A 12,898-nucleotide genomic window follows, 5' to 3' on the forward strand; every position below is an offset into this window, starting at 1 on the left:
GCGCCCCGGCCCGTGGCGGGGGGTCAGGACATCACGAACTCGCACCACACGCATTTGCCGCTGCCCCGCGATTCCACGCCCCAGACGTCGGCCAAGCGGTCCACCAGCATCAGGCCACGCCCGGAAACGCCGGCTTCGCCGGCCTCGCGACGGCGCGGCAGTGCGCTGGAGCGGTCCTCGACCTCGACCCGGAGCCTGCGCTGCGAGCCCGCCAGGACCCGGAGGGTCACGATCGCCGGGCCCTCCGTGTGCATCAGGGCGTTCACGATGAGCTCGTCCGCCACGAGTTCGATCTCATCGGAGCGTTCCCGCGCGCCCCACGACCGCACCGCCGCGCCGATCATGTGGCGGGCGGCGACCAGGGCCTCCGGGTCCCCGGGGGCGACGTGCTGCTGGAGGCGACCGCCACCCTGCGGGGGCTCCTCCACCTGGCGGCGCAGCAGGAGCAGCGCCATGTCGTCGTCGCCGCCCCGCTCGTCGATCACCCCGCACAGCCGGTCCGCCAGGAGCTGGAGGTCCGCCGGTCCGCTCCGGACCAGCGCGGTGAGCAGTTGGATGCCGTCGTCGAGGTCGGCGCCGGGGTGTTCCACGAGGCCGTCCGTGCACAGCACGATCGTCTCCCCCGGGTCCAGCTCGACGGTGGTGACCGCGTACTCCAGACGGCCGAACTCCGCCGAGAGCCCCAGCGGCATCCCGCCCTCCACCGGCAGCCGCCGACAGTCCCCCTCCCGGGTGCGCAGCAGCGGGTCGATGTGCCCGGCGCGGACCAGTTGGAGGACGCCCGTCGAGAGGTCTGCCTCCACATAAGTGCACGTCGCGAAGCGGTCGGTGTCCAGCTCGTGCAGGAAGACCGAGGCGCGGGCCATCACCGTGCCCGGCGAGTGCCCTTCGGCGGCGTACGCACGCAGGACGATCCGCAGTTGCCCCATGACCGCCGCCGCGTGCGTGTCGTGTCCCTGGACGTCGCCTATGACCGCACCGACCCGGCCACCCGGCAGCGGGATCACGTCGTACCAGTCGCCGCCGATGTCCTGGCCCATTCGGGCGGAGCGGTACCGTACGGCGATCTCCGCACCCGGGACGGACGGGATCCGGCGCGGGAGCATCGCCTGCTGGAGGCCCTCCGCCAGGTCGTGTTCCTGTTCCAGCAGCATCGCGCGCTGGAGGCTCTGCGCGATGCTGCTGCCCAGTGCGACCAGCAGGTTCCGCTCGTCCTGGGTGAATCCGTCCTTGTCCTGGTAGAGCAGTCCGATCGCACCGATCGGACGGGCCTGGGCGATCAGCGGCAGGTACGCGGCTGCCGAGACGTCCATGCCCCGGATCTTCGCCCAGAGTCCCGGATAGCCCTCGGCGAACTCGCGCGCGGAGTCGAGGAAGCGCGGCTGGAGGGAGCGGACGACCTCGCTCATGGGGTACTGCTCGTCGATGCGGGTGTAGCGGGTACCGGGGACGAAGCTGCCCTCGGGCCCCTCGGCCACGAGGTGGATCCGCCCGGCCTCGACCAGGCCCATCACCATGCCCATCGAGCCGAGCCGCTCCAGGCCGTGGGCGTCGCCGATGACGTCGATGACGTCCCGTACGGTCCGGGCGTGGGCGAGCGCCGCGGTGGTGCTCTCGACCACCGAGGTCTGGCGCCGCCGCTCCTCGTCCAGGCCGAGACGTTCCGCCGAGTGGCTGAGCTCCTCGGTGGCGTCCCGGACGATGCCGATGATCCGGTACGGGCGGCCGTCGGCGTCGCGCATGACCCGGCCCTGGGTGTGGGTCCACTGCAGCCGGCCGTCGTGGCAGCGGATGCGGAAGTAGGCGCCGTAGCTGTCGTCCCCGCTCTTGAGGGCGGTGGAGACGACGGCGTCGAGCCGGGTGGCCTCGGTGGGCGGGACACGGGGGGAGAGGGATTCGGGCCGCCCGTCGTACTGCTCGGGGGGTGTGTCGAACACGTCCAGGGCCGCTGCGTCCATGTGCATGAGACCGGTGACCAGGTCCCAGTCGAAACTTCCCATGCGGTTCAGCGAGAGCGACCGGTCCGGGTGTGCGGGCCAGTCGTCCGGCAGCGATACGGTGGTCGGCACCGATCCACCATGACACACGGACGGGTCAAGCGCTCCCCAAGAAGGGAGCGGGATCCCCTTGCGGAGGCTGCTGGCCCGCAGCGGCGAAGGGGTCGTACGGATCGCCCGTGTCGGGCGGCAGCGGCACCGAGCCGTCGGGCTCCGGCGCGGTCCCCGGGTCGATCGGCGCGAGCGGGTCGATCGCGTCGAACGGATCCTGCGGGGGAAGCCCGGGGGCAAGGTCCGCGGGGGCGTCGGGGAGGACCTCGCCCGGCAGGTTCGGGGGTACGTCGGACTGCGGAGGCGCGGGCGGTTGGACGGGCGGTCGGGCCGGCCGCTGCTGCGGCGCGCGCGGTGGGGCGGACGGCGCGGCCGGGGCGTCCTCGCCCCGCGCCGGCGGGCAGGGCGTGACCCCGGGGGCCGGGAGCCCGCTGGAACCGACCGGCGGCGCCGGGGGTGCGGTGCGGGCCGGGCCGTTGCCGGCCGACGGGGTGCACGGCTCGGCCATCGCCCCGGGCGGGGTCGCGGGGCCGGTGGTGATGCCGTGGGCCGGGTCGTACGGCGGGACCACGGGCGGGGTTCGATCCTGGGCCCCGGCGTCCCCGATCTTGCGTTCGAGCCAGGTGTTGTCGGTGATGTTGACGATGACCAGACTGCTGATCTTCTGGGGGGTCGGTTCGATGACGATGACCTGGTGGGGCTGGTAGCCGCTCCACTGCTCCCCCTTGAGTACCGGGGCGTCCCGCGGGGCGCGCGGCGCGAGGAGCGGGTTGCCGCCGGCACACCGGACCCGGGGCATGCCGTGGTCGTCGACGAGGACGGCGGTGCCGGCCTGGAGGACGGACTGGAAGCCGTTCGCGCGACCGTCGCGGAAGCCGTGGCTCGTGACCCGGGTATCGGCGCGGAGCACGACGGGCGTAAGGCCGCGCAGGAACTCGGGGATCTTCGACTGCTCGATGGGGGTGACCAGGGCGAAGGCCCGGGCCTTGGCGTCCTCGGCCGTGAGGGTGCGCAGCTGCTGTTCCACGTCGCAGCTGCCCAGCCGCTGGGTTCCGCCGTACAGGCCCGGGGTGGCCGCGTTGACGGTCCGGATGCCCCGGCCGGTCGGGTTGGGGAGCGGGGGCTGCGCGGGGGCGGACTCGCCGGTGGCGGAGGAGGGGGTGAAGGGGTCGGGGCCGGCGGTGGTCACGGGCTGGAGGTGGACGTCCCGACTCTCAGGGCCGGCCGCTGCCTCGGTCTCCTCGGAGGCGCCGCAGGCCGCGGCGAGTAGCCCGAGGAGTGTGAAGAGGGCGGCGCGGGCCGGCGCGTGACGACGCGGCGCCTGACGAGGTGTCGGTGCGTGCACGTGATTCTCCCTTTCGCCCGGTTACTCCCTCCTATCTGCCGCATTCGCCGGAGGGTCGCAACCGGAGCGCCGGAACGCATCCGGGGCACGTCTTGAACATGTTCAAGGAACCCCGTAGGGTCGCGACCATGAATTGAACGCGTTCAAAGCGTTCGTGGTGTGCGGAGGGGAGTCCACGGTGACGGTACTGGTGCATCTGATCGTCACCCTGGGCATGCTCTACGTCGTCCCCACCGGCCTGCGCCTGATCGACCCGGTCGGGCTGCGCGGGACCGCCCGGATCTGGCCCCTGCTCGCGGCCCCCGGAGCACTGTGCCTGTGGCTGCCGCGCGGCACCACCGCCACCGTGCTCGCCGCCCTCTACGCCACGGCCACCGTGGCGCTCGCCGCCCGGGCCCCGGCCCGGCTGCTGCGGATCCTTCGCCGGACCTCGTCCGGGCGGATGCCAGGGCGCGACCGCGACTGCGACCGCGATCCCGAGCGCAGCCACGACCGCAGCCACGCCCCGGCCGAGATCGCCGTGCTCACCGCGCTGGCCTCGCCGTCGATCGCCGGGGCCGCGCTCGTCGCCGAGCGTGCCGGGTACCCGCTGTTCGGCTTTGACCTGGATGTGCTGACCCTGACCGTGCCGCACTTCCACTTCGCCGGGTTCACGGCGGCCCTGGTCGCCGGGCTGGTGTGCCGGACCGCGAGGACCGGACCCGGCGCTACGCCGGCGCGCTGGGCGGCGTACAGCGTCCCGGCCGGGACGCTGCTGGTCCTCCTCGGATACTTCGTGGACGACTGGGCGGAGCTGGTGGGCGCCGTGGTGCTGGCCGCCGGGATGTGGGCCGTGGCCCTGCTGACCTGGCGGGAGATCCGGCCCGGCAGCCGGGACCGCACCACCGGCGCGCTGTTCGCGACCTCGGCCGCGGTCCTGGTGGCCACCATGCTGCTCGCCCTGTGGTGGGCGCTCGGCGAGGCCACCGGCATCGTGCACCCCACCGTGACCTGGATGGCCGCGACCCACGGTCTCGGCAACGCCCTCGGCTTCGCCCTGTGCTCGCTGCTGGCCTGGCAGCGGCTCGCAGGGGACGCCACCACCCGACGGGAGCAGACCACCCCATGACCCGACTCGTCAACGCCGACCGGCCCACCTTCAACTACCCCGACCGGGGAGCGACGGACCGCCGTCCGCTGCCCGCCGGATACCACCACCTGCACCACCGCACCCGGATCGGCCGCGGGCAGGCCGTCTTCGAGACCGCCGGTGCCGCCGTCACCACCTTCCACGCCCACCGGACCTCGGGCATGCGGATCCGGACCGACTACGGCGCCGTCCGGCCCGGGAGCCGGGTCGAGGTCGGCATCGGCTTCGGACCGCTGCGGATCACCGCGCCGTGCCAGGTGGTCTGGACGGCGTACGAGCCCACGCGCATCGGCTTCGCGTACGGGACGCTGGCCGGCCACCCGGAGTGCGGGGAAGAGTCCTTCGTGGTGTACCTGGACGCGGACGGCACGGTGTGGTTCGAGATCACGGCCTTCAGCCGCCCGGCCGCCTGGTACACCCGGCTCGCCGGGCCGGTGGTCCCGGTCCTCCAGCGGAGCTACGCCCGCCTGCTGGGCCACACCCTGCGAAAGCTGGCCACCGCGGCCCGATCAGCCGGATACTGAAGGAGATGGACTGGTTCACGGCGCCCGGTTACTGGCTGGGCCGGCTGGTCTTCCAGCGGGCCCTCGCCGGCGTCTACCTCTTCGCCTTCCTCGCGGCGGCCCTACAGTTCCGGGCACTGATCGGCGCGCACGGCATGCTGCCCGTGCCGCACCTCGTGCGGTACGGGCCGTTCAAACGCGCCCCGAGCCTGTTCCAACTGCGCTACTCGGACCGGCTCTTCGCCTGCTGCGCCTGGTCGGGGGTGGTGATCGCCGCCGCCCTCGCAGCGGGGGTGGGAGACCTCGTTCCGCTGGGCGCGGCCATGGCGATGTGGGCCCTGCTGTGGCTGCTGTACCTGTCGATCGTGAATGTGGGGCAGACCTGGTACTCGTTCGGCTGGGAATCGCTGCTGCTGGAGATCGGTTTCCTCGCGGTCTTCCTCGGCAATGCGCAGGTCGGGCCGCCGGTGCTGGTGCTGTGGCTGCTGCGCTGGGTGGTCTTCCGGGTGGAGTTCGGCGCAGGGCTGATCAAGATGCGCGGCGACCCCTGCTGGCGCCGGCTCACCTGTCTCTACTACCACCACGAGACGCAGCCGATGCCGGGCCCGCTGAGCTGGTTCTTCCACCATCTGCCGAAGCCGCTGCACCGGGTGGAGTGTGCGGCCAACCACGTCACCCAACTGTTCGTGCCGGTCCTGCTGTTCACTCCGCAGCCGGTGGCCTCGTACGCGGCCGGGGTCATCGTGGCCACGCAGTTGTGGCTGGTGCTGTCGGGCAATTTCGCCTGGCTGAACTGGCTGACGATCACGCCGGCCCTGTCGGCGATCGACTTCACCGGGCTTGCGGGACCGCCGCCGGCCGCCGCCTCGCGCCCGCCGGCCCTCTGGTACGCGGTCCTGGTGGGCGCCGTGACCGTCCTGGTGCTGGTGCTGAGCCGGCACCCGGTGCTCAACATGGTCTCGCGCCGCCAGGTGATGAACCGCTCGTTCGACTCCCTCCACCTGGTCAACACCTACGGGGCCTTCGGCACGGTGGGCCGGATCCGGGACGAGGTGGTGGTGGAGGGCACCGCGGACCGGGTACCGCGGGAGGACGGGGCGTGGCGGGAGTACGGCTTCAAGGGCAAACCGGGCGATCCACGCAGGATGCCGCGCCAGTTCGCCCCGTACCACCTGCGGCTGGACTGGCTGATGTGGTTCGCGGCGCTCTCCCCGGGCTATGCGCGGGACTGGTTCGGGCCGTTCGTGGAGCGGCTGCTGGCGGGTGACCGGGACACGCTGCGCCTGATCCGCCACAACCCCTTCCCGGACGCCCCGCCCCGCTACGTCCGGGCCCGGCTGTACCGCTACCGGTTCACCACGTGGCGGGAACTGCGCGAGACCGGGGCCTGGTGGCACCGCCGCCTGGTGGGCGAGTACCTCCCGCCGACGCGCCTCGCGGAGCCGGTCCCGGGACGGGACGCCGTCCCGGACCCGGCCCCGGACCCTGCCGCGGACGCCACGCCGTCAGAGCGCGAGTAGCGCGGCCTCGCGCTCGGCGTCGATGCCCGGCGCCGGCCGGTCGGGGCGCTGCGGGGGCACTCCGCCGAGGGAGGTGAGCCAGGCCCAGGTGTCGGCCACGGTCTCCTCGACGGGGCGGCACTTCAGACCGGCGGCCAGCGCCTTGCCGACGTCGCCGCCGAACATGTAGTCGTGCGACTCGCCCGCCGGGATCCAGATCGGCAGTTCGGTCCAGGGCTGCACGCCGGCCTCCTCGATCCGGACCGGGTCGGTCCAGCGGAGTTCGGCGCCGCCACCGGTGACGGCCGCGCAGGCCTCCAGGAGGCTGCCCATCGTGGCGTGCCCGACCGGGGAGACGACGTTGTACGGCCCGCCGCGCCCGGCCCCGGCCGCATCCAGGGTCCACTGCGCGAGGTCGCGCACGTCGATGTACTGCAACGGCATCTCACGCGGACCGGGGGCGAGGGTGGGGCCGCCGCGGGCGGTCCGGTTCAGCCACCAGGGCAGCCGTCCGACGTTCTCGTACGGTCCGAGGATCAGGCCGGCCCGGACCAGCAGGGCGTGCTCGCCGAATGCGTCCAGGGCGGCGAGTTCGCCGCCGCGCTTGTCCTCGGCGTACGCGACGGAGGCGGCGTCGGGCGAGCCCTCCACCAGCGGGCCGTCCTCCGCCTGGTCCGCCGGGGCGGGGAACGCGTACACCGAGCGGCTGGAGACGTACGCGTAACGGCCGGCCCGACCGCGCAGCAGGCGTGCGCTGTCGCGCACGGCGGTGGGGGCTCCGCCCCAGGTGTCGACGACGAGGTCCCACTCCCCCGTGGCGAGGCCGTCGAGGCCTCCCGGCTCGGTGCGGTCGCCGTGCACGGCACGGACTCCGGGCGACGGCGCGTGGTGCCCGCGGTGGAAGACGGTGACCTCCCAGCCCCGGTCCAGGGCGTCTTCGGTGATCGCGCGTCCGGCGAACTCGGTACCGCCCAGCATCAGTAGCTTCATGCGGGCCAGCGTGCCGGGGTCGCGGAGCGGCCGGAAGCCTTGATCGCTCACAGCGATGACGCCGACGGCGTACTCGCGGCGGGAACTTCCGCGTACGGGCCGAGTCTGACTGGCTCGGGCCGGTGGGGCCGGTGGGCGGTTCTGGGCGGACGCGGTGCAGCGCCCCCGTCGCGCCGACGGCGTCGCCGGCCGGCTAGGGGGCGCTTCGGGGTGGTGCTAGTCGATGCCGGGCAGGATGTGGGACTCCGCCAGGTCGTCCTCGTAGCCCGCGAGCCGGATCGGGGCGGACCGGGCCCAGACTTCGAGGCTCCCGAGTTCTTCGGCCTGGGGGCGACGTCGCCACCCCGTCCGCTCCGGCTGCGTCGCGTCGGACGTAGTCGTCGTGTCTGTCACCGCGCACTCCTTTGTGTCGCGTACCCGGAGGGCGAGCCGCCGTGCCGGGCACAAGGGATAAAGGGTTTCCGGACGCGGTGGCGCCATGGTGGAGCGTGGCCCGGATGAGGCCGTCGTGTGCCACTCAGAGTACACATTTGAGCGCGCCCCCGCTCGATGGATTGGCAAAATCCACTCGCCTGCACGATTTCGTCATATGTTCAGAACGTCGTACGCCTGTGTACCCGTGACGGGTGATCTGCTCGCCGGCGGTAGCACGACAGCAGCGGGGGCGATGGAGGGAGCGACTGTGGCGAGGTCCGGAGTGCCGGGGGCGCCGAGGGTGCCGGCGGTCGACAGCGTCGACGAGCTGATGGAGTTGCTGCTCGCCTGCCGGGGGGCGTGGGACACGCCCGACCACAGCGGGGACCCGGTCGATCTGTTCGATCACGGACTACAGACTGCGGCACTGCTGCGCCGCTCGCATCCGTTCGACAAGGAGCTCCAGGTCGCCGGACTCGTACACGACCTGGGCCATCTGCTCTTCCCGGGGGACGACGCCGGCCACGCCGACCACGCCGCGGAGGCGATCCGTCCGCTGTTGGGCGAACGGGTGGCCCGGCTGGTCCGGCTCCATGTGCCGGCCAAACGCTACCTGATGGCCGTGGAGCCCGGGCGGACGCTGTCCCCACAGAGCGTACGGACACTACGGGCCCAGGGCGGCGCGATGGACGGGGCGGAGGCCCGGGCCTTCGCGGCCCATCCGGACGCTGAGGCGGCGCTGACGTTGCGCCAAGCGGATGACGCGGGCAAGGTCGCCGGGCTGGACGCGGGCGCGCTGGAGGACTGGCGTTCGGTCCTGGAACTGGTGGCGGCAGGGGCGTACGCGCGCACGCCGTGAAACCGCCGTGCCCCGGTCCTCCCTGCGGGAGGACCGGGGCACGGCCGGCGGCGGGGGCGGGCAGCGGACTCCGGGCGGGCAGCCCGGCGCGGTCCCGACCGGGCGGCCTACCAGTTGGCGGGCGCGTAGTCCTTGAGGAAGACGCCGTACAGGTCCTCGCCGGCCTCGCCGCGCACGATCGGGTCGTAGACCCGTGCCGCGCCGTCGACCAGGTCCAGCGGAGCGTGGAAGCCCTCCTCGGCGAGGCGGATCTTGTCCGGGTGCGGGCGCTCGTCGGTGATCCAGCCGGTGTCCACGGCGGTCATCAGGATCTGATCCTTCTGGAACATCTCCTGCGCGCTGGTGCGCGTCAGCATGTTCAGGGCGGCCTTGGCCATGTTGGTGTGCGGGTGGCCGGCGCCCTTGTAGCCGCGGCTGAACACGCCCTCCATCGCGGACACGTTGACCACGTAACGGCGATCGGCCGCCGCCGCGGCCATCGCCGGGCGCAGCTTGCTGATCAGGATGAACGGGGCGGTGGAGTTGCACAGCTGCACTTCGAGCAGCTCGATCGGATCCACCTCGGACACCGTCTGGATCCAGCTGTTGGTGTCGTGCAGGTCCGGGACCAGGCCGCCCGCGTCGATGGCGGTGCCGGCCGCGATCCGCTCCAGGGAGGCCGAGCCGGAGACCAGCGCGAGCTCGGTGACGTCCTGGGCGGTGAGCTTCTCGCCGTGGCCCGTGGGCAGGGCTGCGACGCGGTCGACGGTGCCGCTGCCGAAGGTGCCGATGACCTCGGCGGAGGGCAGCTCGCCGGCCGGGAGCGGGGCGCTCTCGGCGGTGACGAGCTCGCTGTAGGCGCCCGGGGAGCGGCGTACGGTCTGGGCCGCGTTGTTGATCAGGATGTCGAGCGGGCCCTCGGCGGCGACCGAGTCGGCGAGCGCGACGACCTGGGCCGGGTCGCGCAGGTCGATGCCGACGATCTTCAGCCGGTGCAGCCACTCGGAGCTGTCGGGCATCGCCTTGAAGCGGCGGATCGCGTCGTTCGGGAAGCGCGTGGTGATGGTGGTGTGCGCACCGTCGCGCAGCAGGCGCAGCGCGATGTACATGCCGATCTTGGCGCGGCCACCGGTGAGCAGGGCGCGGCGACCGCTGAGGTCGGTGCGGGCGTCGCGGCGCGCGCGGTTGAAGGCGGCGCAGTCCTGGCAGAGCTGGTGGTAGAAAGCGTCAACCTCGACGTAGCGCGTCTTGCAGACGTAGCAGGAACGCGGGCGCTGGAGTATGCCGGCGATCGGCCCCTTGGTGGCAGCCGTCAGAGCGTTGCCCTGGGTCTCGTCGTCGATGCGCTCGGCCGAGCCGGTCGCGGTCGCCTCGGTGACGGCCTTGTCGTTGGCGGTCTTGGCGGCGCGGCGCTCCTGGCGCCGGCGCTGCTTGACCGTACGGTAGAGACCCGCGGTGGCGCGGCGTACGGTGACGGCGTCGGGGTGGTCGACGTCGAGCTTGTCCAGCTCGTCGAGCACGCTGAGGCAGAGCGCCAGCCGGTCGGGGTCGATGCCCGGCCCGTATGCGTGGTTGTCTTCGGTCACCGTCATGGCCGCTGCCGTTCCTTGATCACTCGTCCGCGTCCGCCTGCTGCGGAACTCCCCAAAACGGCAACTGTACGGATTCGACACGCCCGGAACCAAACCCGTTCCCGCGCATCTCACGCATCGCGACGGGGCCGTCACCATGGGGAGGGCCCGGCGGCTCCGTCCTCCTTCCGGAGTATGCCCTGGGTATGACTCGCGACCTCCTGTAGAGGGAGGAATAGCCCGCCCGAGTCCGGCATTGTGGATTCCATGAGTGCCCTAGCGCTGTCGGTCCTGCTCTGCCTGGTTTCCGCCGTCGCGTACGCGGGCGGCGCGATCATCCAGGAACGGGTCGCAGCGAGCACCCCGGACCGCCCGTACGCGCCGCTGCGCCGGGCCGGCTGGTGGTTCGCTGTAGGGCTGAACTGCCTGGGCGCCCTACTGCACGTGCTGGCCCTCGCGTACGGGCCGCTGAGTCTGGTGCAGCCGCTCGGCGCGCTCACCATCGTCTTCGCACTACCGATGGCGGCGGTGTTCGTCCACCGCCGGGCCGGCGCCGCGGCCTGGCGCGGCGCGGTGCTGGCCACGGTGGGCCTCGCCGGGCTGCTGGCCCTGACGGGCGGGAGCGGCGACACGGAGCAGCCCCTCGCGGACGGCGAGCGGAACCTACTCCTGGTGGTCACCGGGGCCGGGGTGGCCGCCCTGTTCGTAGCGGCGCACCGGATGCACCGGGCGGTGCTGCGCAGCGTGCTGCTGGCCGCCGCGGCCGGTACGGCCTTCGGCATGTCCTCGGTGTTCACCAAAGCGGTGGCGGAGGACTTCGGCCCGGGCGCGCTCGGCTCGCTGTGGCCGGATCTGGTGGCGATCGCCGTCCTGGCCTCCGCCGGACTGCTGCTCTCCCAGGCCGCCTACCGGGGCGCGGGGCTGACCGCGCCGCTGGCCACGGTGACCGTGGTCAACCCGGTGGTCGCGGCGGCGGTCGGCATCTCCCTGTTCGACGAGGGCTTCCGGTACGGGACCGCGGGCGCGGTGGTGGCACTGGCGAGCGGCGCGGTGGCGGCCACGGGGCTGATCCTGCTCACGGTCGTACCGCCGCACGTGCGGGGGTCAGATGTCGACTCCGTGGCCGCGGAGGTATTTCAACGGGTCGATGTCGGATCCGTAGCCGGGAGACGTGCGCATCTCGAAGTGGAGGTGGGGCCCGGTCGTGTTGCCCGTGGAGCCGGAACGCCCGATCCGCTGGCCGCCCGAGACCTGCTGCCCGTCCTTGACCCCGAGCGCCGACAGGTGCGCGTACTGGGAGTACCTGCCGTCGGCGTGCCGGATGACGACCTGGTAGCCGTACGCACCGGCCCAACCGGCGGAGACGACCTCACCGGGGCCGACGGCCTGGACGGAGGTCCCGGTGGCCACCGGGAAGTCGACGCCCGTGTGGTATCCGCTGGACCAGGAGGAACCCGCGACGCGGTACGCGGTGCCGAGGGAGGCGTCGACAGGGGCGCCGAAGCCGCCCGACGCCGGCTTCTGCTGCGCTGAGGCCGGTGCGGGGGCGGGCTTCTCGGCCGGCTTGGCGGCGGGTTTCTCGGCCGGTCTAGCGGCGGGCTTCTCGGCCGGCTTCTGTGCGTTCGGCTCCACGGGCTTGACGGGGTCGGCCGTGCGCGGCGGCTTCTCGGGGTTCTGGGCGGGCGGCGCGGCCGGTGCCGGCGGTGCGGCGGTGATACGCAGGGTGAGCCGCTGCCCCGGGAAGATCAGGTTCGGGTTGCTTCCCACGGTGGCCCGGTTGGTCTCGTACAGGGCCTGCCAACCGCCCTCGACGTGCTGGCTCGTGGCGATCGCCGAGAGGGAGTCGCCGGGTGCGACGACGTACGGGTTGGGCAGCACCGACATCCCGGTCGGTCGGGGCACGGTGCTCTGCGGGGCGGCGCCCTCCGCCTGCTGGACCCGGACCTGGACCTTCACGCCTTGGCCCTGGCTCTGGCTCTGGCTCTGGCTCTGGCCTTGCGGGGCAACGGCGGGCGCCGGGCCGCCGCGGGAGAGCCCGGCCCCCTTCCCGCACGCCGGCCAGGCCTGCGGTCCCTGCCCCTTGAGGACCTTCTCGGCGACCGCGATCTGCTGGTCCTTGGTGGCCAGGTCGGCGCGGGCGGCGTACGCGGTGCCGCCGAAGGCGCGCCACGTGCTCTGGCTGAACTGGAGTCCGCCGTAGTAGCCGTTGCCGCTGTTGACGTGCCAGTTGTTGGTGGATTCGCAGTCGGCGACCTTGTTCCAGGTGTCCACCGACGCGGCGTGGGCGGTTCCGGCGCCGATGAGCGGGAGCGCGAGCCCCGCGCCACCGGCGGTGACGGCGAGCGAGGCGCGGTTGATGCTGCTCGGCTGGTACCGGCGGTGCCGACCCCGTACACCCATGGGAGCCCCCATTGAAGACATCAGGAACCGCACAACCTAACGGCGCGACCAGAGCGTGACAAGGGGCGCAACAGGGCGCACGAATTGGCAAGTTGACACTGATTCGCATGGCGGGAGATCTACGGGCATCGGCGCCGATGTAGCGTCGCTTCCACCCGCAC

Annotated in this window: 10 protein-coding genes and 1 pseudogene; 5 read left to right on the forward strand and 6 right to left on the reverse strand. The window is 72.8% G+C overall.

All coding sequences use genetic code 11. The annotated features are described in order from the left end of the window. Positions 1-23 precede the first annotated feature (23 nt). A complete protein-coding gene (locus ABZZ20_RS08685) occupies positions 24-2,087 on the reverse strand; it encodes a SpoIIE family protein phosphatase (RefSeq protein ID WP_356868221.1) in 2,064 nt (687 codons plus the stop codon). A 7-nt stretch (positions 2,088-2,094) separates the two neighbouring features. Next, positions 2,095-3,393: a DUF6777 domain-containing protein gene (locus tag ABZZ20_RS08690; protein WP_356868223.1), complete on the reverse strand. Its 1,299-nt coding sequence runs from the start codon at positions 3,391-3,393 to the stop codon at positions 2,095-2,097. A 178-nt stretch (positions 3,394-3,571) separates the two neighbouring features. Between ABZZ20_RS08690 and ABZZ20_RS08695 the strand changes: the two genes are divergently transcribed. Genes ABZZ20_RS08695 through ABZZ20_RS08705 form a run of 3 tightly spaced genes read left to right on the forward strand, consistent with a single transcriptional unit; the run spans position 3,572 to position 6,545 of the window. Next, entirely contained in the window at positions 3,572-4,501 is a 930-nt protein-coding gene (locus ABZZ20_RS08695) for a YndJ family protein (RefSeq protein WP_356868225.1), read from the forward strand. Then, the gene (locus ABZZ20_RS08700; protein WP_356868227.1) at positions 4,498-5,046 is read left to right on the forward strand and encodes a DUF1990 domain-containing protein; all 549 of its coding nucleotides are present in this window, start codon (positions 4,498-4,500) and stop codon (positions 5,044-5,046) included. Before ABZZ20_RS08695 ends, ABZZ20_RS08700 begins: the two co-directional genes overlap by 4 nt. Positions 5,047-5,051: 5 nt before the next feature. Continuing rightward, a complete protein-coding gene (locus ABZZ20_RS08705; protein WP_356868229.1) occupies positions 5,052-6,545 on the forward strand; it encodes a lipase maturation factor family protein in 1,494 nt (497 codons plus the stop codon). Here ABZZ20_RS08705 and ABZZ20_RS08710 read toward each other — a convergent pair. Both ABZZ20_RS08710 and ABZZ20_RS08715 read right to left on the reverse strand, forming a co-directional pair. After that, positions 6,531-7,514 (reverse strand): NAD-dependent epimerase/dehydratase family protein, encoded by a 984-nt coding sequence (locus tag ABZZ20_RS08710; protein ID WP_356868231.1) that lies wholly within the window; start codon positions 7,512-7,514, stop codon positions 6,531-6,533. The genes ABZZ20_RS08705 and ABZZ20_RS08710 overlap by 15 nt on opposite strands. Positions 7,515-7,730: 216 nt before the next feature. After that, on the reverse strand, positions 7,731-7,907 hold the full coding sequence (locus ABZZ20_RS08715; protein ID WP_356868233.1) for a hypothetical protein: 177 nt from the start codon (positions 7,905-7,907) through the stop codon (positions 7,731-7,733). Positions 7,908-8,259: 352 nt separating this feature from the next. Here ABZZ20_RS08715 and ABZZ20_RS08720 point away from each other — a divergent pair, with 352 nt between their 5' ends. Next, positions 8,260-8,787 carry an HD domain-containing protein gene (locus tag ABZZ20_RS08720; protein ID WP_356868601.1) on the forward strand — a complete coding sequence of 176 codons (528 nt, stop codon included), beginning with the start codon at positions 8,260-8,262 and terminating at the stop codon, positions 8,785-8,787. 107 nt (positions 8,788-8,894) lie between these two features. Here the strand turns inward: ABZZ20_RS08720 and ABZZ20_RS08725 are convergent, their stop codons facing one another. Further along, positions 8,895-10,358 (reverse strand): SDR family NAD(P)-dependent oxidoreductase, encoded by a 1,464-nt coding sequence (locus tag ABZZ20_RS08725; protein ID WP_356868235.1) that lies wholly within the window; start codon positions 10,356-10,358, stop codon positions 8,895-8,897. A gap of 246 nt (positions 10,359-10,604) precedes the next feature. On the opposite strand from ABZZ20_RS08725, the pseudogene ABZZ20_RS08730 reads away from it, so the two are divergent. Continuing rightward, positions 10,605-11,417, forward strand: a pseudogene (locus ABZZ20_RS08730) (DMT family transporter); the annotation flags it as partial. A gap of 24 nt (positions 11,418-11,441) precedes the next feature. Here the strand turns inward: ABZZ20_RS08730 and ABZZ20_RS08735 are convergent. Then, the gene (locus ABZZ20_RS08735) at positions 11,442-12,737 is read right to left on the reverse strand and encodes a transglycosylase family protein (RefSeq protein WP_356868237.1); all 1,296 of its coding nucleotides are present in this window, start codon (positions 12,735-12,737) and stop codon (positions 11,442-11,444) included. Between the last annotated feature and the right edge of the window lie 161 nt (positions 12,738-12,898).

Origin of the sequence: Streptomyces sp. NPDC006430, assembly GCF_040612395.1 — a bacterium.
Taxonomy (GTDB): domain Bacteria; phylum Actinomycetota; class Actinomycetes; order Streptomycetales; family Streptomycetaceae; genus Streptomyces.

What these genes read in the sequence shown, in the direction of transcription:
- ABZZ20_RS08705 (WP_356868229.1), top strand. Translation starts at nt 5,052, where the DNA reads ATGGACTGGTTCACGGCGCCCGGTTACTGGCTGGGCCGGCTGGTCTTC.
- ABZZ20_RS08710 (WP_356868231.1), bottom strand. Translation starts at nt 7,514, where the DNA reads ATGAAGCTACTGATGCTGGGCGGTACCGAGTTCGCCGGACGCGCGATC.
- ABZZ20_RS08700 (WP_356868227.1), top strand. Translation starts at nt 4,498, where the DNA reads ATGACCCGACTCGTCAACGCCGACCGGCCCACCTTCAACTACCCCGAC.
- ABZZ20_RS08735 (WP_356868237.1), bottom strand. Translation starts at nt 12,737, where the DNA reads ATGGGTGTACGGGGTCGGCACCGCCGGTACCAGCCGAGCAGCATCAAC.
- ABZZ20_RS08720 (WP_356868601.1), top strand. Translation starts at nt 8,260, where the DNA reads ATGGAGTTGCTGCTCGCCTGCCGGGGGGCGTGGGACACGCCCGACCAC.
- ABZZ20_RS08725 (WP_356868235.1), bottom strand. Translation starts at nt 10,358, where the DNA reads ATGACGGTGACCGAAGACAACCACGCATACGGGCCGGGCATCGACCCC.